Below are 16,665 nucleotides of genomic sequence, written 5' to 3'. Positions count from 1 at the left end.
GTCACTCCTTGGGGGCGAAGTTGATGAGCAGTGCGCGGTCGATGACGACCATGGTCTCCCCGGAGAGCGGGTTGACCATCTGTGCGATGTCGTCGGGGTCGGCGAGCTTCCCCTGGACCAGGACTTCCCCGGTGTCGAGGTCTTCGTACAGCGTCGGGCACTCGCCCGTCTTGGAGTTGGTGCCGAGCATCCGCAGATTGCGGGCCATGGGATTCCCCTTTCGCTCGTGAAGCCGACCTGGTGGCCGGTGGGGTGTGACGGTAGCCGGGCGATCGAGAAACACGCAGGGGTTTCAGGCATGACGAAAGCGCCCTGCGTCTCCGGGGAGAAGCAGGGCGCGCGACGCGGGGGTGGTCTACGTATTCGCGGGGTACGTCTTGGCATGGCCCGTCCCCTCGCACGCCGTGCAGGGCCTCGGCTCGGGCAGCAGGTCCATCGATCGACCGTTGCGCCAGTGCGTGACCTGCCCGGTGAAGTGGCAGTTGCGGCAGAAGCGGTGAAGGTCCTCGGCATGAGCGGTCGCGCGGTGCAGGCGGTCAACCCGCACGGTGGGCTCGAAGCCCGGGAGGAACCGAACGCCAAACTCCCCGCTCAGTTGGTACATGGCGCCTTCGGCTACTGGTGTCCACCCGACGAACTTGGCTTCCGCCTGCGCGCCAACCGGGATGGTGACCTGACGCCCATTGGCGGTCGTGATCTTCAGGGGGCGGGTGAAGGTGACGTTCATCAGGGCTCCAGGTCAGGCGGCGGTGAGGATGGCGACGGCCGCGCGGTGATAGCAGGCACGGGACTTGAGTCCGGCCGGGCAGGTGCAGCCCTGGCGGGCGGTGCGGTAGACGGCGGTGCCGTCGCTGCTGGCGATCTGGAAGATGTGCGGGCGGGCGGTGGGGACGACGGCCTTCTGCTCGATGACCTCGCGGGCCTTGACGATCTGGAAGGGCTTGAAGTCGGCGAGGGCGGCGGTCTCGGCGGCCTTGCGGACTTTGGTCTTGCAGGTGCGGCCGTATCCGGCGGCGATGCTGGTGGTGGCGCGGAGGGCGCGGCCACAGCGGAGGCAGTGGGTGGTGGTGGTCTGCTTCGCCGTGGTCTTCATGGTGTTCCCCTCGCTACCCGCTTGCGCTTCTCTGTTGCGATACAAGGTAGCGCTTCGATACTGAGGAGCGCAAGCCATATGCGCTACTCTGTATCGCATGGAATCGATGGAGCGCCTTGACCAGGCCACACGCCGTTACCAACAGACCGAGGCCGCCCACGACAAGGCCCGCGACGAGGCAGTAGCAGCGGTCGTGGAAGCGCTACGCGCGGGCGAACGCCCCACCGACGTAACCGAAAGATCCCCGTTCACTGCCGCCTACGTCCGCCGCATCGCGAGGGAGAACGGCATCGAACCGGCATCGCGCGGATCGAAGAACCTCAGCCAGAAGGAGTCCCGATGACAGACCGCACAGCCCTGTATCGGCTGTACGACGCCGCCGACGAACTCCTGTACATCGGAATCGCGTACCACCCGTCCAAGCGCTGGGCCGAACACGCGACCAGCAAGGCGTGGTGGCCGCAGGTGGCGCGCCGCGAGGTGGAATGGGTTGATAGCCGCGCCAACGCGGAGATCGCAGAACGGTGCGCCATCGCTGCGGAACGGCCCAGGCACAACGGCGTGCACAACGTGGGGAGGCCCGTCGCCGCAGAGATGAGCAGGGAGTCCAAGGCAGTCCTCGCCGAGTACAAGGCGCACGTTGACGGAGAGCGCGAACTCAAGCCGGAGATGCGGAAGCGCGCAGCCCAGGAACTCCGGAAGGGCACCACCGTCGGGCAGCTCGCGAAGGCCACCGGGCTCACCCCGGAGGTGTTCCGCCGCATGGCCCGCGATCTCGGCGTCGAGCACAAGCGCCGTCCGACCGTGGGCAAGCTCGCCGACCAGCCGAAGAAGGTCTCGTAATGGGCTACACCGTGCACAACGCGATCATCGTCACCGCCGACAGCGACCGACTCGGCGGCCTGCCCGACATGGACGCGACGCAGCCCCCACCCGAGATGACCCCGGGCGGGGGCTGAATCGTGAGCGGCCAGCCGGTCAGTACGCCCCCGACGCCCGCAACTCCTCCACCACCTGCTCACGCATCTTTGGGCAGTACGACTCCGCCCCCAGCACAATCAGCTCCTGCGCATCCGGCTTCGCCGTACCCCAGTCCCGCCCGATCGGGTAGTACGTCGGATCGTCCAGGAGGTACGCCACGCTGTGGCCCGCTTCCAGCTCGCCGCACCACAGCGGAGGGAACGTCACCAGCTCCTCATCCGTCGGCCCGGTGTCGTCCCAGCTCGCGAACCCGGCAGCTTCCACGGCGGCCAGGAACGTCTCGTCCGGGTCCGGCGCCGGCGCGGACGACTCGGCAGCCGGTTTCGCGTCGTCGCCCCCGTCGTCGGAGCAGGCGGTGAGCGTGGTGAGCAGCAGAACGGCGCCTATCGCAGCGATGGTTGTACGCATGGTCCCCCCAAGGGCACGGATCGTGAGGAGCATCATCCGGCCCGTGCAGCTCCCGTGAAGGCGGTGTAACGGAACGGTGACCTACAGGTATTGGCGGCGCGTCGGATCCACCGCCCCCGCCGACGGCCCCGGACCGGGCTCACGGTCCCGTTCCGGCCGCCGTGGTGCGGCGGCAGGCGAGCGCGTCCGGATCCGCCGGCCCGGAAGAAGGGTTGAGGACACTTTGGTTTTCCATATTGACAACCCCTGGGCACTCCCGTAGGTTATCCATATCGACAACCGATATGGGGGATCCGATGAACACCACCACCGCCGCCACCGAAGCCAACGTCACCGTCGCTACCATCCGCGACTGGGCCCGCCGCGGAATCATCGCCGCGACCAAGGCCGCCGGCCGGTGGGTCATCGACACCGCCTCCCTCGCCCACCGCATCGCCATCGGCGCCATGAAGCGCCCCGCCAAGCCGGCGGCCTTCTCCATCGACAACATGGTCGCCATCGGCGGCAGCCGCTGGCAGAAGAACGGCATGGACCGCGTCTACATCAACAACTGGGCCAACTTCCTGCCCCTCGAAATCGACCAGTACAAGACCGGCAACATCTCCTGGGCCGCCTGGGAAGGCCAGGAGATCGCCAACCGCCAGGCGCTCCTCCTCCTCGGCAGCATCGACAAGGTGTGGTTCGACTCCGCCGACGGCGAGCTCCACGGCCGGTTCGGCTCCGGCGAGTCCCGCGTCGCCACCCGCCAGGAAGTCTGGGAGACCGTCGTAGCCGGCATCCGCACCGCAATTGCCGCCCTCTGACCAACCTCCGCCCCGCTCACCTGAAAGGCACATTCATGCACCGCATCACCATCACCGAAACCGACGAGTACAACGACAAGACCCGCCTCGGATGGTTCGACCTCGACGCGACCACCCTCGACATCGAGGAGGGCACCCGCTGGGACGGCGACAACTACCGCGGCGTCATCTCCGGCCTCCAGTACGGCCGGTCCACGCTGTACCGCACCAAGGGTGGCCGGTGGGTCGAAAACGTTGACGCCCGCCGGGACTTCAACGGCCCGAACATGTGGCGGTTCCTCACCGACGACGAGGCCCAGAAATGGCTCCTGCGCAGCGAAGCCGAGGATGCCGAAGAGCTGCTTGAGAAGCACTTCCCCGACACTGCGGAGGAGTCCGGGCCCGGCCCGCAGGGTGGTCGCCCGGCGGTCGGACCGGCCATCAGCACCGCCTACCCCACCGCGCTCCTTGCCCAGATCGACCAGGCTGCGAAGGTCGCTGGGCTGAGCCGGGCCGCATGGCTGCGCAAGGTCGCCGCAGCTGCGGTGGCCGCCGCCGGCGTCTGATCCCGTACGAGACGACAGATCGAGACCGGACGCGCAAAAGTGTCCCCCTGACCGGCCCGTAGGCCGTTCAGGGGGACACCCTCCGCCTGCGCGGAGAAAACACAAAGACCGTTCGCCTCCACTTGCCAGCGCCGGAACACCCCCGCTCGCGCGGGGAAGGTAGCGAAGACGATTCGCCACCACTCGCCAGCATCGTGCCACCCCCGCCTGCGCGGGGAGAGTGTGACAGACCGTTCGTCTCCACTTACCAGCGTCGGTCCACCCCCGCAGAGGCGGGGAGCCGTTTCTTACGCCCCTGAAACTCGGGCCATCCCCGCTTGCGCGGGAGCATGGGTAGGACGATAGCGCAGTGCGGGTGCGGGTGTCAGGGAATCCGGCTCAAACGGCACGCCCCCAAACGGACACGAACGCCCCAGCGAAACAGTGACCTACGGATACTGGCGCCGTGTCGGATCCAGCCCCAGCGCCTGCGGGACATCCGGCCCCGGTGCGCTGTCCCGGCGGCACACCAGCGCATCCGGATCACCCGGCGGTGGCTGGAGGCTGTACCCGGACGGGCACGTCTGACCGTCCGCCCCATCGCGGCCATCAGCACCGTCGGCGCCCGCCGCCCCGGTTGGCCCGGCCGGGCCGGGCACACCCTGCGGACCAGCAGGACCCGGCTCACCCACACCCGCTGCCCCATCCTGCCCGGGAGCACCCGGCTCGCCAGGCTGAGGAGTGATCGTGGGCGCGGGCTTCCCCGGTGCACCAGGTTCACCCGCATCACCGGGAGGACCAGGCGGCCCCGGGATCGGCACCGGAACCTCTGCCCGCGCAGGCAAATCATCGATGGCCTGCGCCGGATCCGGTGCCGCAGGAGTCTGCCCGTCAGCCTGTAGCTGGGAACGCAACTGCCGTACGTCAGTGGCCAGGGTGGACACCGCGTCGCCCCGTAGGCCCGCCTCGGTGGCGACCTGGGCAGTGCGGTGCTCCGCCTTGTTGATCTGGAGAAACGCCACGGCCAGACCACCACCGAGGAACAGCAGCGCGGCTGCAATCCACAGCAGGGTGCGGCGCCGGTAGAACATCCGCTGTGCCCGGGTCACGGGGTCCCCCCGAGCTGTGTCACGAGCAGCCGAAGCCGTGCAACTTCCAACTCCAGGGTGCCCGCGCGCAACTCCGCGGCTTCCTGGTCCTTCTCCGCCTTGTCTCGCTCAGCAGTCAGCCGAACCGTCAGGCTGTCGTATCCGGTGATGACTCCGCCCTCCCGGGCTGTCCGAGCTGCGCCCCGAGTGCCGTACACGGCTGCCGCCGCGGCCAATGGCGAGGCCAGAATTGCGCCGATGGCCGTGAGCATGGCGGCATCCATGCGTCCTCCTGGTGCGCTTGCTGGGCAGGTCAGGCGCCGGTCGGCTTGGCGGGCGCAGTCGGGCTGGACGGGGTGACCTGGACGCGGGTCAGGAGCGTCAGCGTGGCCAGGACAACGGTGTTGATCGCGCCGATGGTGGACTGGTCGACGCTGTACCCGAACGTCCCGACGAGCACAGCCCCGGACGCGACAAGCGCGGTGAATGCCTGCGGAGCGATCGGGCGCGTCATCGCGGCGGCGATCGCGCCGAGGATGGCTGTTCCGACGCCGACGATCGCGCCGGCGGTCTCGGCGGTGAGGCTGGTGACGCCGAGGCTGACGATGAGTCCGAGGACTGCGGCGAGGGTGTTGAATACGACGACGGGCTCTCTGCCGAAGATCTTCATAGTGGTGTCCGTTCAGATGGTGGTGGGCTGGGGGTCGTCCCAGACGATGCGGGTGTTGATGCCGCCGCCGTGGGTGTGGACCCATTCGGCGTCGGTCATGCCATCGCCGATGCGGTACCAGAAGACGACGCTGGGGCGTTCGTTGAGCCAGATGACGGATGCGGTGCCGTCGCGCCAGCGGATGCCGTCGGCTACGTGGCCGGTGCCGGACGTTCCGGTCGTGTCGATGTCGCGTTCGAGGTGGAAGCGGCGGGGCTCGGGGTGCTGGTAGCGGCTGAGGTCGGTCACGCCGCACCACCCCCATTGATATCGACGTCGACCTTGATGACCGCGTCCGCGATGGCCTTCTGCACGGCCGCGACGATCTCGGCCGTGTCGTCGTCGGAGCCGACCTTGCTCGCGAGCGCGGTGATGACGGCGGTCTGGGCAGCCTCCTTCGTCTCCAGTCGGCGGACCACGATCTCGATGTTGCGTGCGCTCGTCATCAGCGCGATGTGGCTGTTGTCGGTGCCGGAGACGGGGTTAGCGATGACCCCGTCGATGGTCAGCACCTTCCGGGCGATCTTCTCGGCGTCGGCGTCGGTGATGGGCATGTCTTCCTCCTGGTTGGTGTCTCCGGGGTTCCAGGACACGTCGTGCGCGAGGCGCTCGGCCACGTCGTCCCGGAACTGGTCCATCGGGATGCGCGGGTCGACGGGCTTCCGCCGGGTGGCTTCCTTGTGCGCCCACACGCTGTCCGCGCTCCACCCGTGGTGGCGGCAGCGCGCGGCCTCCACGCGCACGGCGACGTCGTACTGCTTTGCGGGCCAGTCCCGGCCGAGGGCGCCGGAGTTCTCGACCTCCAGCCCGTAGGAGACCGTGTTGCCGTCGAGGGCATCCGGCCCCGGCTTCGGGTGCGTCGCGCGCTCGTTGAGAACCGCGTCATAGGCGTTCGACGCGACCCTGCCCGCATGGTTCGTGCGCCCGTTCCCGACGAGGTAGAGACGGCCGGAGCGGGCCAGAAAGTCGTGGCACAGCGGACCGGGGAGGTCGCTCGTGCCGTTGAAGCAGAAGTTCGGCAGCCCGGAGCCCTCTCCGGCTGTGTGGTGGACCATCGTCGCGTGCACGGGTCCCCAGGCGGCGACGTGGTTCCGGTTGTTCGTTCGCCAGCCCGGCATCTCCACGATGTCCGTGACGCCCTCCTCCCGCAGCGCCTTCAGCCACTGATCGGGAGTCATCGGTGCGGCCATTGGTACCTCCTGTTGGGGATGGCCGGGGAGCCCTGGCCAGGCAGTCTCAGATCCACGCGCAGCAGATCCGCGCGTTCGTGCCGGTCACGATCCCGGAGGCGCCCGAGATGGATCTCAGGGTCACCACCCCGGCCGTGTTGATCGAATACTCGCCATCGACGGTGCCGTTGCCGTAGTTCCCGTTCGCCGTTGAGGGAGGTCGCCACCCAGCAGGCAGCGTGCACGCCGTCGGGTCGCCCGCGATGTTCCCGGAGTCGGCCGCGGACTGCGCAACGTCCGCGCCCGTCCGGGTCACCAGAACGTTGACCGTGGTGACGCCGGACACCCGGCGCCCCTCGAACGAGCTGATGGTCCAGCCGGTGGCCGCGACCGCCCCGGTGTCGGCCGTCTCCTCCACCGAGTGGTCATTCAGCCGGGCTGCGGTGACCCTCATGCCTGCGAGCCAGGTAGTCATCGAGGCGTTCCCTTTCTCACAGAGAGACGATGGTGGGCTGGGCGAGACGCAGATCGGTCCCGGCCGTCTGCGGTTTGACGATCCCGTTGACGGACCGGGTGACGGTGAACCGCTGCGGGGTGACGATCTCGAAGGCGTCGTACCGCAACTGGGCATTGACCAGCGTCATGCCGGTGAACGCCGACCCGGTGACACCGATCGTCCCCAAGGGGATCGGGTTGGTGATCACGGTCTCGGTGTGGTTCCACACGGCAGGCTCAGACGTGCCGACGGGCCAGACGCGCATCTGGATCGTGTGGCCGACCAGGCGCACCCGCAGCTCGAACTCATCCCCGGCCGCGTAGGTGTACGGGAGCGTCGGCGAGGCGCCGATCTGGGTCGTGTCGCGAGTGATGCTGACGAACATGCCTCCGGACACCCCGAAATGGATCCTCGCCCGGTAGTAGTCCGAGGTGCTGAAACAGCGCAGCAGCACACCGGGCACGAGCGACGCGCCGGTGGCGACCGCCGAGACGGACAGCCGGACGCGCACCTCGCAGTCGCCGATCGGCTCCGCCAGCAACTCCTGGAAACGGAGGCTGCTGACGGAAGACGCAAGGGTGATCACCCCTCGGGTGCCGTTGACTGTGCGGTCGGCGGCCAGCCCGCCGGCCTCGTTCCACACCACGCCGGACGACGAGGTGCCCCAGGTGCCGGCCGTGGTGCGGGTGAACGTGTCGGCGACGTTGAGGATCCCGGTGACGGTGGCGACCTCCCCGCCGAACGTGACGTCGAAGGGGAAATCCGCCAGGAACCCGGCCGAGTCGACCCAGCGGGGGCTCGTCTCGCTGTCCGTGTGCACCGCCAGCACCGTGGCCGTACTGGTCTCCGCTGTCGCCAGCACCGACCCGGCAGTATCAGCACGGGACAGGTCCGGGTCCTCCAGCACCCCCACCGTGTACGGGCTAGCCGGAGTGCAGTTGAACGCGAGCGACCAGACGTACTGGGACAGGGTCTCCGTGTAGCCCTGCACCACCTGCCCGATGTCCCCCGGCGCCAGTTTGGCCGCAGGGTTGGTGATGTCCAGGCGGCACCCAGTGTCGAGCGCGGTGACCTGCTCGATCAACGTCGTGTTCCGCTGCAGCGCCACGTTGACCAGCGGGTACCGGGGTTCATCCACCGTGCCCAGGTGGACCAGCCACCCGGCGTGCTGTGCGGTCTGCGTGTCCAGCCCCAGGGACAGCGACGCACTGTCCGGGTACGGGCCCACCCCCAGCGGCGGCGCCTGTACCGACAGGCGCCCCTCCTCCTGCTCAGCAATCCCGGAGGAGCCGCCGATGCGCGTGACCGTCCACCGGTTGCTGCGCGACTGGTCGTCATCCACCGGCCGCAGACCCGGCATCAGGTCCGTGCCGTACACCAACGTGGCCACCGGAGGCTGGTTGTAGAGCCCCGAACGGGTCTGATAGACGAGCCCGAGCTGCTCGCGGTCCTCGTAGAGGATGCCGTGATCCGCATCCGCAGCCTCCTTGACCAGCCCCAGAAACGTTCCCGGGCGCTGCGGACCCAGCCGTTCGGCGTCGGTGGGGCGCCCGCGCACCGCGACGGGGATCTGCTCCTCCGTCGCGAGACGCTGCATGCGGATGCCGGCCTCTTCCCGGGCGAAACCATCGTCCGCAGCCTCGTAGGCCGCGTTCGACGCGGTGTTGAACACCCCGAGATGGCTCAGGCGCATGCCCTCGGCGAGCGCCCCGAACGCGGTGCCGACCCGGGTGACGGTTCCGGCGGTCGCCGTGATCGTGGTGGTGCCGGTGAAACCAGAGCTTTCGACGTTGGCCCATTGGATGCGGAACTCGGTGTTGCTGCCGGTCTGGACGGCCGAGATCTCCAGGCGGTTCCATATTCCGTAGAAGGCGAACCCGACGGTGTTGAACCCGAAATCGAGAACCTGGTCGCCGTCAGAGTTGTACCCGGTGAGGTCGACGGAGTTCGAGTCGACGCGGACGACGATCCGCTTACACGTTCCGGTGGAGGTGAACTCCAGGATCGTCGTAGCGCTCGCCGGGGCTGCGTCCATCTTGTACACGTAGGCGACGAGCCACTGCCCGGTGCTTGCGTGCCCTGGTACCGACCCGGTCATGGACGCTGCCGGCCCCAGCGTGGGCACGGACGCGGCGCCCGGCAGGGTGTCATCGGACGCGAAGTCGAACCCCGTCGTCCGCATGGGGCGGACGCCCTCGATCGGGGAGTACGCCTGGGTGGAGGTCTCCCCATCCTCCAGCGGCCAGTAAGCCACCGGCCCGTAGGTGGGGATGCGGCGGGCGAGGGTGGACTTCAGGGGGTCGACTCCGGTGCCGAGGCGCCGCAGGACCCCGGCGGCCTCGATGTCGCACCAGACATCCTCGCCGGACGTGTCCCAGTCCAGGGGCCAGTCGGGTACCTCGCCGACGAACCTCGTCTTGCGGTTGCTGATGGCGGCGTTCCCGGACATGGACCACGTCCGCCCGGCCGCGTCCACGAAACTGGTCGCGCCCACGGTCTGGGTGGTGAAAACGGGGTTGGCGACCACCGTGCCGCCGATGCCGTTGCGGACCTCGGCCCGGTAGAAAGCACCGGTGGGCGTGGCGAACGCGTTGGGGAAGTTCCCGACAGACACCGGGCTGGTGGAGTTGAAGACGCTCGTGGTGCCGCTGCCGATGATCGGGTTGCCGAGCTGCTCCCACGGGCCGTCCAGTGTCGGCGCCGTGTAGAAGGTGACGGTGTGCCCGGACGCCCCGTTGTTGACGTCCAGGGTGGCGCGTACGGCAAGGCGCCCGGTCGGGGTGGGGGCGACGTACTCGGTGCTGGCCTTGATGGACTGGGCTGTGCCGTCCGTCGAGTGGTAGAACCAGACGCTCCGGCGGTAGACGAACAGGCACCAGGACCTCTGACCGGCGCTGGCCCATTTCCCCATCAGTTCTTGGGCGTTGACGGCGCCTTCCCAGTCCAGAATCCGCGCCTCGACGCGCACGTCCAAATCGCCGGTGATGTCCAGGGCTGCCGTGTCGGGGGTGGACGCGCGGTCGTTGACGCCGCCGGGGATCTCCAGGTAGGGGGTGCCCGCGCGAACGGATACCCGCATGGGGGTGCCGGGGCCGATTTTCCCGTACAGCGGGGACAGCGGGTTGCGCGGCGAGTATTTGCCGTCGCGGTTGTTGAGCTGGAACGCGCACCGCCCAGGTGACACGGACTGCGCCTCGTCCGAGCGGCCTCGGGTGATGACAATGTCGCCGCGCGAGTACACCGCGTCGGTGTGGTCCTCCCACGCCCCGTCGATCTGGAAATCGACCTGGATCGGGAGCGCCGTTTCGGGAAACATCAGGCCGACCCCCGCTGTCCGAGGACGGCCTGGACGTTGCCGCCCTGCGTGCGGATCTCCTTGCGCAGCGGGTCGATCAACACCTGCGCGATCTCCTTGCCGCCGACGTGCAGGTGCACGACCATCGGCTGAGAGCCGCCGCCCGCGTAGCCCCCGGTCAACATGCGCTTCGTGTCCGGGTTGGACCGCACCCTGCTGCCGGGCGCGAGGTCCACCATCTCCGGACCCTGCTCCCCGACGATCGCGAACCGAGACCGCGGGCCGCCGCCGGCCGCGCCGACGACACCACCGTGCGCGAAGCCGCCGATCGACTTGGCGAAGTCCGACGCGCCGGAGGCGTTGAACCGGTAGTTGACCTGCACGGACACGCTCTTGCCCTTGATGCTGGCAATCGCCTTCTTGGCCGCGTTCACCCCGGCCGCCGTCTGGTTGAACGCCTTGATCGCGACGGCTTTCTTCTGCTTCAACTGGTCCAAGCGCTTCTGTGCGGCGGCCTTCTCTTTCGCAAGCTGCCCGCCGTTGGCGCGCAACTGGGCGGGCGACTTCTGCTTCAGCGCGTTGACCTTCTCCTGGGCCGTCTTGATCTTCGCGTTGAGGTCGGAGATCGTGCCCTTGAAGAAGACCTCCTTGTCGGGCATCGCCAGCATCTTGTCCGCGAGGAGCCCCGCTTCCTCACGCGTCAGGCCCATCGTCTCCGCCATTTTGATGAAGTTGGCCCGGCCCCGCTCGTACGTCGCCTGCACGGACTCCCAGGACGCCCCGTTGTCCCGCGCGGCGGCCGTGGCCGCGTCCGTTGTCGCGCCGAGGTCCCGCAGGGCAGCCTCACCGCTTCGGGCCGCTTCGGTGTTGAGGTCCAACGTCCCCGTCACCCGGTCGAACGCGCCCTTCAGGCCGCCCGCGTTCTCCGTGGCGGCCTTCATCCCGTTGTCGATCGCGGCTTCGAACGCGTTCATCGCGCCGCTGGCAGCCCTGTTGACGTCGTTCAACGCCTGGATCGACTGGCGCAGCCCATCGGCCGACGCCTTCTGCGCTTCGAGCTTCTGCTGCGTCTTCAGCGCCGCAGTACCGAACAAACCCTGAGCCTCAGCAGCCAACTGCTGCTCGAACTTCGCGTCCTCCAACGAGGCTTTGTAGTCGTCGAGGTGCTTCGTGAACTCGCCGACATCCTTCCCGCCGGAGGCGTACTCCTTCTTCAGCTTCTCCAGCGCCGCTGCCGCCACGTCGGCCTTGCCGCCACGAACGAGGTTGGTGAGGGAGTCGTCGATCGCGTCGAAATTCTTCTTCGCGTCCTTGACGGGGGTACTGTCGAATCCGGTCCAGCCGACGAGGAACTGCTGGATGTTGTCCAGGGTCGAGGGGTCGGACACAGAGCGGACCGACTTGTACAGTCCGTCCAGATCCTTCCCAAACAGCCGCGCGGCCTCACCGCTGATCTTCCCCGACTGCCCCAGCTTCCCGAGGGAGGTAGTCAGCTTGTCCACGTTCGGCGGTGCAGAACTTCCAATGTCCGACAACTTGATCAGCGCCACCGCGAGCAACCCGATACCCGTCGCCGCGACAGCGACTTGCGCCCCGCGCGACAGCGCCAGGAACGCCGCCGTCAGCGTCGCGACACCACCCGACGCGCCAACCGCAGCCGTGCCCGCGAGGACCGCCTGCGCCCGAACCGCAGCCAGCGCCACACCGACCGCAGCCATTCCCGCCGCCGCCAGTTGCACCGCCTTGAACGCGATCGCCATCTGCATCAGCGTCGTAATCACTCCGACAGGCAGGGACGCGACAAGACCGGCAAACGCGTTGATCAACTGGAGCATGCCGACGCCCGTCTCGGATGCGGCCACCAACAGGCTGGTCAGGGCCTGCCCCAGGTTCTGCAACGTCTCGCCCACCAGTGGCCCGTTCTCGCGGGCGAACTGCATGAACTCGCTCACGTTGCTGCCGACAGCACCCGTGTCCAGAGTCCGGATGAAATGGACCATGCCGTCGATCGCCTTGCTCATCGACTTGGTAGCGAAATCGCTGAACTTGGTCATGAAACTGTCGAAGCCCCGCGACTGGATCCCGCCCGCCACCAGAGTCACGAACCGGTCGAGCTGGCCCGACGCGCCCTTCACCATCGGCGTCAGCTTCGGGAACAGCGCACCGAACACCGCGAAACTCTTGGTAGCGACGGGCATCGTGTCGTCGGCCAACGAGTTCGACCAGCCCTCGTACTCGTCCTTCAGCACCGACAGCGAGGCTGCCGCCTGACGGGTAGACGGCGGGAGTTCCTTCACCGCAGCCAAGTAGGAGGCTTCCGCTTTCGTGGCCTCAGCACTCGACTTGCCGTGCTCCTTGACCGCCTTGGAGTACTTCTCCTCAGCCTCCGACGCCTCTTTCATCGCCATCACCTGGGGGCCGATCGCCGCTCCGAACGCGCCGACGGCGACCGCTGCGGCCCCGAGCCCGGCGGCGAGCGGCGCGACGGACGCGGCCATGGGGATGAGGGCGGGGGCGAGGCTGATTGCCGCACTGCGCGCGCTGCCGAAGGACTTGTCCATGTCCTGCGTGCTGTTGATCAGCCGGTTGATGGAGCGGTTGACGGCGGTGATGCCGTCGCGAGTGGCGTCACGTACCCGCACGGTGATCGTTACTGGATCGGCCACCGCACGTCACCACCCTTCGGAATCAATCGGTGTCTCTTGGGCGCCGAGCTTCTCGATTCGCAGCAGGCGCCACAGGGAGGCGTCTTCAGCGAGAAGTTGGCTGGGCAGGCAGTGGAAGCGCTCACACAGGCCGAGGACGGTCTCGGCGTGGGCTAGCTCGCGAGGCTTGCCGACAGGGGTTCCATCGGCAGCGACGCCTCCAGGGACGGCCCGCCATCGCTGGAGTTCTCGGCCAAAGGGGCGGACACACCGGCGAGGCCGTCCAGCCATGCCGACCCGAGCGCCAGCATCAGGTCTTGGTCCTGCTCGTAGACCGCGTCCGGGGTTGCGGAGACGGGCTCGCCAGTGTCCTCGTCCTTCAGATTCCAGGAGATGAGCGAGCGGGCCATCTCCTTGAGCTGCTCGCTGAGCGCGCTCTGGTCGACCTCGCCGACGCCGAGGAGGCTGAGGTACTCGCCGAGGGTCTTGCCGCGCAGCACCGCTTCGAACCCGGCGTACTCGTGGGGCTCCTCGAAGGCGACGCGGACACGCTTCTTCTTGTGGCGGTAGCCGGGCGTGGTCACGCCGCCTCCCACGTCGGGACGTTGCCGTCGGACAGGACACCCGGGACGGCCCACGTCAGCTCGCCCGAGTCGGAGCGGGACAGCGGGTAGTCGGTGTAGACGCACGTGTTCGTGAGGGACTGCCCGTTGACGACGAGGATCGTCTCGCGCGGCACCGACGTGCTGGGGATCGTGCTGAACACCGCGTGCGACTTGCCGGCCGCTGGGTTGTGCACTCCGTTGAACGTCACGGAGAAGTCCGCGAGGAGCAGCAACCTTTCCATCGCGGACTTGTCGATGCCCGTGACGTCCTGGACGGCGCGGGGGGTGGCGAACTGCAAGTTGGTGCAGTCGTTGCGGATGTCCTGCGCGACGCCTGCCGCGTCCTCCACGGTGGCGATGGTCCACCCGAGTCCTGAGCTCTTGGCCATGGTGTTATCCCTTCTGGTGCTGAGCTACGCCTGTGCGAGCTGCGGTTCGGTGACCCACTTTTTGGCGTCGCGGTCCGGGTCCCATGCGAGGGCCCCGAAGACCTTGCGCGTGCCGTCGGTCGTGGTCCACTCCTTGAGGAAGCGAGCGGGGTGTGTGATCTGGTGACCGGCGCAGGTGATGGTTACGGTGCGCGTGGTCGCCCCGTCGTCTACCAGCGCACGAGCCCGGTCGGTCGGGTTGATGAGCGTGAGCTGGAAGCCAGCAGGCCCCATGAAGGCCATGCGGTCCCCGCCGTCGCCCACCTCGTAGACCAGGCGTGGGGTGCCGAACGCGAGCTCTTCGCACTCGGCAGTGAAGTCCTCACCGCCGATCTCCAGTCGGACGTCGTTGCTCATTGCTCAGCCCTGCCTCTGCCGGTCGACGAGGGCGAGCTGGTTCTCGCCGAAGTCCTCCACCCAGTCCTGCGGACGGGCGTGCTGGCGGTGGCGGCCGGTCGGGTTGCCCCGGTAGTCGCCGTCCCTCACGGCGAAGAGCTGCGGCTGGGTCTTGTGGTCGGCGAAGCACCGCTGGTGCGGCTCGAAGCGGAACACCGTCAGCCCGGCGGCAGTGCGCATCTCGCGGAACGTCCGCCCGGACCTGTGCCGGACGTATCCGGCCTGCTGCTTGCCCAGTTCGGTGGACTCGTCGAAGGCCGACTGCCACCCGTTCCGCCACCCCTCGCACCCGACCTGCTCGCACGCGGCCGAGATGAGGACGTCGGGCTTCTGCGAGATGCCGAACGTCCGGTACGCCCCGGGCGGCAGCAGGTTTCTCTCAAGCCTGGCCATGATCAGAACTCCGTCTCGACTGGGTTACGGTTCACGGCCACCGCGAACACGGCGTTGGTGAAGGTGCCGGTGGACACGGCCCTGAGATACCGCTCGACGGTCTGCCCACGGGCGGTCTGAATGCGCTGCGCCGCGCCCCCGGCAGTGGCTGCGGTGAAGCCGCCGCCAGTGATGTCCGTCCACGCGTCGCCCACGCCGTTGTCCGAGGACTGCTGAAGCTTGACGGTGACGCTGGTCCCGGTGAACGCGAACACGTGGAGGTACGCCTGCAACCCGAACGCGGTGGGCCCGGTGCCGAAGTCGACGCCGTCACCGTTCGCGCCGGCGGTGTCGGTGCGCTGCCCAGCCGTGAGACCCAGGCACCACTCCAGCCCGTACCCGTTGCCCTGGGTGGCGCCGGCGAAGTTCATCGCCCCGTCGTCGCCGCGGGTGCCGTCGTAGTTGAGCTGCTTGGCGTTGAGGCAGGCGACGGGCCCGCCGAGCGTCGCGCCCCGTACGTACGTCATGATCACGTCTGTGGTGGGGAGCGGCGACAGGACCGCGTGGGCCGACTTGGGTTGCCCCACTCCGTTGGTGGGGTTCCAGAACGCCGAGTAGTCGATGCCCCCGTCGCGGAGCCCGCCGATGCGGGCCATGGCGTAGGCGTTGATCGGGGTGACGTCGATGACCGCCGGGCCGCCTGCGATCTTGTTGACGGCGCCGATGTCGCCGGACACGTCTTGCCCGGAGATCCACAACTGGTCGCCGAGGCCGGACTGCTTGGCCATCAGGTGCCCTCCGTCCAGAGGTCGTTCACGATGAGTGGGAGGGTGATCGTGATGACGCGGTACTCGCCGCCTTCGACGATCAGGTATCCGGCCTGCGCGTCCAGGCCGATCCCGTCGGAGCCGAAGATGTCGACGTTGCGGACGAGGCCGTCGAGGGTGAAGTCGCCGCAGTACGCGGTGAACAGCGCATCCACGGCGTTGATCATGGCGGGGTCAATCTCGTCTTCCGGCCGGGACAGCAGCGGCGAGTAGATCCGCACCGTGTACACCAGCCGCCCGGACACCGAGTCCAGGCCGGACGTCCGCACCGGGGTGATCTTGTCTGGCCACACGGCGGCCGACAGCCCATGACCCGGCGCGTTTTTCGGCTCAGCCTGGTTGACCTGCTCGAACAATCCGGTCTGCATGGCGTGGCTGACGACGCGGTCGGTGATGTTCGCGACGGTCGCGGTATCGAGGCTCATCGCAGCAGCCCCCGTCCCTGGTAGCGGCGCAGCAGGTCCATCGCGATCCGGTTCGCGTCCCGGTCGACGAGCGGTTTCGTACGCCGGAACGTGCTGTACCCGTGGAAGCGGGTCTCGGGGTAGTTGCGGGACCCGGTGCCCTCCAGCCACGGGCCGTAGATCACACCGCCGTCCGTGACCGCGTACTGCCCGCCCCGGCCGCGCGAGACGCCGACTCGCGACTGGTAGTAGCCGGTCGGGTTGCGCAACACCTGGCGGAGGCGCTGCTGCACCAGGCGCTCCGCGTGGAGGGCGACGGCGTATCCGATGTCGTTGGAGTACTGGTGCGCCGCCCGCTGAAACGACCCGTTGGCCAGTGGGCCGCTGCGGGTGGCGTTGATGCGGATCTGTACGTCAGGCAC

The 16,665-nt window shown here is 68.2% G+C and carries 22 protein-coding genes; 4 read left to right on the top strand and 18 right to left on the bottom strand.

Annotation, left to right across the window (positions count from 1 at the left end; genetic code table 11):
• Position 1: 1 nt before the first annotated feature.
• The 3 genes from OG700_RS08700 to OG700_RS08690 all read right to left on the bottom strand — a co-directional run bounded on the left by OG700_RS08700 (position 2) and on the right by OG700_RS08690 (position 1,093).
• The gene (locus OG700_RS08700) at positions 2 to 208 is read right to left on the bottom strand and encodes a hypothetical protein (protein ID WP_405611423.1); all 207 of its coding nucleotides are present in this window, start codon (positions 206 to 208) and stop codon (positions 2 to 4) included.
• A 147-nt stretch (positions 209 to 355) separates the two neighbouring features.
• Complete coding sequence (locus OG700_RS08695; RefSeq protein ID WP_405611420.1) at positions 356 to 727, bottom strand: hypothetical protein; 372 nt, start codon at positions 725 to 727, stop codon at positions 356 to 358.
• A gap of 12 nt (positions 728 to 739) precedes the next feature.
• Positions 740 to 1,093, bottom strand: a complete 354-nt coding sequence (locus tag OG700_RS08690; RefSeq protein ID WP_405611417.1) for a DUF6011 domain-containing protein — start codon at positions 1,091 to 1,093, stop codon at positions 740 to 742.
• A 97-nt stretch (positions 1,094 to 1,190) separates the two neighbouring features.
• On the opposite strand from OG700_RS08690, the gene OG700_RS08685 reads away from it, so the two are divergent.
• Together OG700_RS08685 and OG700_RS08680 are read left to right on the top strand one after the other, a co-directional pair.
• Complete coding sequence (locus tag OG700_RS08685) at positions 1,191 to 1,436, top strand: hypothetical protein (RefSeq protein WP_405611414.1); 246 nt, start codon at positions 1,191 to 1,193, stop codon at positions 1,434 to 1,436.
• Complete coding sequence (locus OG700_RS08680) at positions 1,433 to 1,936, top strand: hypothetical protein (protein ID WP_405611411.1); 504 nt, start codon at positions 1,433 to 1,435, stop codon at positions 1,934 to 1,936. The genes OG700_RS08685 and OG700_RS08680 overlap by 4 nt, the downstream gene beginning before the upstream one ends.
• Before the next feature lie 135 nt (positions 1,937 to 2,071).
• Here OG700_RS08680 and OG700_RS08675 read toward each other — a convergent pair whose 3' ends face one another.
• Complete coding sequence (locus OG700_RS08675; protein ID WP_405611408.1) at positions 2,072 to 2,482, bottom strand: hypothetical protein; 411 nt, start codon at positions 2,480 to 2,482, stop codon at positions 2,072 to 2,074.
• 296 nt (positions 2,483 to 2,778) lie between these two features.
• Here OG700_RS08675 and OG700_RS08670 point away from each other — a divergent pair, with 296 nt between their 5' ends.
• Positions 2,779 to 3,285: a helix-turn-helix domain-containing protein gene (locus OG700_RS08670; RefSeq protein WP_405611405.1), complete on the top strand. Its 507-nt coding sequence runs from the start codon at positions 2,779 to 2,781 to the stop codon at positions 3,283 to 3,285.
• A gap of 35 nt (positions 3,286 to 3,320) precedes the next feature.
• Positions 3,321 to 3,830, top strand: coding sequence for a hypothetical protein (locus tag OG700_RS08665; protein ID WP_405611402.1), 510 nt, complete (start codon positions 3,321 to 3,323; stop codon positions 3,828 to 3,830).
• A gap of 1,084 nt (positions 3,831 to 4,914) precedes the next feature.
• Here the strand turns inward: OG700_RS08665 and OG700_RS08660 are convergent.
• The 14 genes from OG700_RS08660 to OG700_RS08595 form a co-directional block, all read right to left on the bottom strand.
• The gene (locus tag OG700_RS08660) at positions 4,915 to 5,181 is read right to left on the bottom strand and encodes a hypothetical protein (protein WP_405611399.1); all 267 of its coding nucleotides are present in this window, start codon (positions 5,179 to 5,181) and stop codon (positions 4,915 to 4,917) included.
• 29 nt (positions 5,182 to 5,210) lie between these two features.
• Positions 5,211 to 5,567 carry a hypothetical protein gene (locus tag OG700_RS08655; protein ID WP_405611396.1) on the bottom strand — a complete coding sequence of 119 codons (357 nt, stop codon included), beginning with the start codon at positions 5,565 to 5,567 and terminating at the stop codon, positions 5,211 to 5,213.
• Positions 5,568 to 5,579: 12 nt separating this feature from the next.
• Positions 5,580 to 5,855 carry a hypothetical protein gene (locus tag OG700_RS08650; RefSeq protein ID WP_405611393.1) on the bottom strand — a complete coding sequence of 92 codons (276 nt, stop codon included), beginning with the start codon at positions 5,853 to 5,855 and terminating at the stop codon, positions 5,580 to 5,582.
• A complete protein-coding gene (locus OG700_RS08645) occupies positions 5,852 to 6,796 on the bottom strand; it encodes an N-acetylmuramoyl-L-alanine amidase (protein ID WP_405611390.1) in 945 nt (314 codons plus the stop codon). The genes OG700_RS08650 and OG700_RS08645 overlap by 4 nt, the downstream gene beginning before the upstream one ends.
• A 46-nt stretch (positions 6,797 to 6,842) precedes the next feature.
• Positions 6,843 to 7,250: a hypothetical protein gene (locus tag OG700_RS08640; RefSeq protein ID WP_405611387.1), complete on the bottom strand. Its 408-nt coding sequence runs from the start codon at positions 7,248 to 7,250 to the stop codon at positions 6,843 to 6,845.
• A gap of 16 nt (positions 7,251 to 7,266) precedes the next feature.
• Entirely contained in the window at positions 7,267 to 10,587 is a 3,321-nt protein-coding gene (locus OG700_RS08635; protein WP_405611384.1) for a hypothetical protein, read from the bottom strand.
• A complete protein-coding gene (locus OG700_RS08630) occupies positions 10,587 to 13,064 on the bottom strand; it encodes a hypothetical protein (protein ID WP_405611381.1) in 2,478 nt (825 codons plus the stop codon). The genes OG700_RS08635 and OG700_RS08630 overlap by 1 nt, the downstream gene beginning before the upstream one ends.
• Before the next feature lie 320 nt (positions 13,065 to 13,384).
• The gene (locus OG700_RS08625; RefSeq protein WP_405611378.1) at positions 13,385 to 13,795 is read right to left on the bottom strand and encodes a hypothetical protein; all 411 of its coding nucleotides are present in this window, start codon (positions 13,793 to 13,795) and stop codon (positions 13,385 to 13,387) included.
• Positions 13,792 to 14,205 carry a hypothetical protein gene (locus tag OG700_RS08620; RefSeq protein ID WP_405611375.1) on the bottom strand — a complete coding sequence of 138 codons (414 nt, stop codon included), beginning with the start codon at positions 14,203 to 14,205 and terminating at the stop codon, positions 13,792 to 13,794. The genes OG700_RS08625 and OG700_RS08620 overlap by 4 nt, the downstream gene beginning before the upstream one ends.
• A gap of 24 nt (positions 14,206 to 14,229) precedes the next feature.
• Positions 14,230 to 14,601, bottom strand: coding sequence for a hypothetical protein (locus OG700_RS08615; protein WP_405611372.1), 372 nt, complete (start codon positions 14,599 to 14,601; stop codon positions 14,230 to 14,232).
• 3 nt (positions 14,602 to 14,604) lie between these two features.
• Positions 14,605 to 15,033, bottom strand: coding sequence for a hypothetical protein (locus tag OG700_RS08610; RefSeq protein ID WP_405611369.1), 429 nt, complete (start codon positions 15,031 to 15,033; stop codon positions 14,605 to 14,607).
• A 2-nt stretch (positions 15,034 to 15,035) separates the two neighbouring features.
• Complete coding sequence (locus OG700_RS08605) at positions 15,036 to 15,800, bottom strand: hypothetical protein (RefSeq protein ID WP_405611366.1); 765 nt, start codon at positions 15,798 to 15,800, stop codon at positions 15,036 to 15,038.
• Entirely contained in the window at positions 15,800 to 16,264 is a 465-nt protein-coding gene (locus OG700_RS08600; protein WP_405611363.1) for a hypothetical protein, read from the bottom strand. The genes OG700_RS08605 and OG700_RS08600 overlap by 1 nt, the downstream gene beginning before the upstream one ends.
• Positions 16,261 to 16,665, bottom strand: a complete 405-nt coding sequence (locus tag OG700_RS08595) for a hypothetical protein (protein WP_405611360.1) — start codon at positions 16,663 to 16,665, stop codon at positions 16,261 to 16,263. Before OG700_RS08595 ends, OG700_RS08600 begins: the two co-directional genes overlap by 4 nt.

This window comes from Streptomyces sp. NBC_01508 (genome assembly GCF_045040315.1).
GTDB lineage: Bacteria > Actinomycetota > Actinomycetes > Streptomycetales > Streptomycetaceae > Streptomyces.
This window is presented reverse-complemented; position numbering and strand designations above follow the sequence as displayed.

Bases quoted from the DNA above. Each gene is read 5' to 3' on its own strand.
- OG700_RS08700 (WP_405611423.1), bottom strand. From the start codon at position 208: ATGGCCCGCAATCTGCGGATGCTCGGCACCAACTCCAAGACGGGCGAG.
- OG700_RS08695 (WP_405611420.1), bottom strand. From the start codon at position 727: ATGAACGTCACCTTCACCCGCCCCCTGAAGATCACGACCGCCAATGGG.
- OG700_RS08690 (WP_405611417.1), bottom strand. From the start codon at position 1,093: ATGAAGACCACGGCGAAGCAGACCACCACCACCCACTGCCTCCGCTGT.
- OG700_RS08685 (WP_405611414.1), top strand. From the start codon at position 1,191: ATGGAATCGATGGAGCGCCTTGACCAGGCCACACGCCGTTACCAACAG.
- OG700_RS08680 (WP_405611411.1), top strand. From the start codon at position 1,433: ATGACAGACCGCACAGCCCTGTATCGGCTGTACGACGCCGCCGACGAA.
- OG700_RS08675 (WP_405611408.1), bottom strand. From the start codon at position 2,482: ATGCGTACAACCATCGCTGCGATAGGCGCCGTTCTGCTGCTCACCACG.
- OG700_RS08670 (WP_405611405.1), top strand. From the start codon at position 2,779: ATGAACACCACCACCGCCGCCACCGAAGCCAACGTCACCGTCGCTACC.
- OG700_RS08665 (WP_405611402.1), top strand. From the start codon at position 3,321: ATGCACCGCATCACCATCACCGAAACCGACGAGTACAACGACAAGACC.
- OG700_RS08660 (WP_405611399.1), bottom strand. From the start codon at position 5,181: ATGGATGCCGCCATGCTCACGGCCATCGGCGCAATTCTGGCCTCGCCA.
- OG700_RS08655 (WP_405611396.1), bottom strand. From the start codon at position 5,567: ATGAAGATCTTCGGCAGAGAGCCCGTCGTCGTATTCAACACCCTCGCC.
- OG700_RS08645 (WP_405611390.1), bottom strand. From the start codon at position 6,796: ATGGCCGCACCGATGACTCCCGATCAGTGGCTGAAGGCGCTGCGGGAG.
- OG700_RS08640 (WP_405611387.1), bottom strand. From the start codon at position 7,250: ATGACTACCTGGCTCGCAGGCATGAGGGTCACCGCAGCCCGGCTGAAT.
- OG700_RS08635 (WP_405611384.1), bottom strand. From the start codon at position 10,587: ATGTTTCCCGAAACGGCGCTCCCGATCCAGGTCGATTTCCAGATCGAC.
- OG700_RS08630 (WP_405611381.1), bottom strand. From the start codon at position 13,064: ATGGCCGCGTCCGTCGCGCCGCTCGCCGCCGGGCTCGGGGCCGCAGCG.
- OG700_RS08620 (WP_405611375.1), bottom strand. From the start codon at position 14,205: ATGGCCAAGAGCTCAGGACTCGGGTGGACCATCGCCACCGTGGAGGAC.
- OG700_RS08615 (WP_405611372.1), bottom strand. From the start codon at position 14,601: ATGAGCAACGACGTCCGACTGGAGATCGGCGGTGAGGACTTCACTGCC.
- OG700_RS08610 (WP_405611369.1), bottom strand. From the start codon at position 15,033: ATGGCCAGGCTTGAGAGAAACCTGCTGCCGCCCGGGGCGTACCGGACG.
- OG700_RS08605 (WP_405611366.1), bottom strand. From the start codon at position 15,800: ATGGCCAAGCAGTCCGGCCTCGGCGACCAGTTGTGGATCTCCGGGCAA.
- OG700_RS08600 (WP_405611363.1), bottom strand. From the start codon at position 16,264: ATGAGCCTCGATACCGCGACCGTCGCGAACATCACCGACCGCGTCGTC.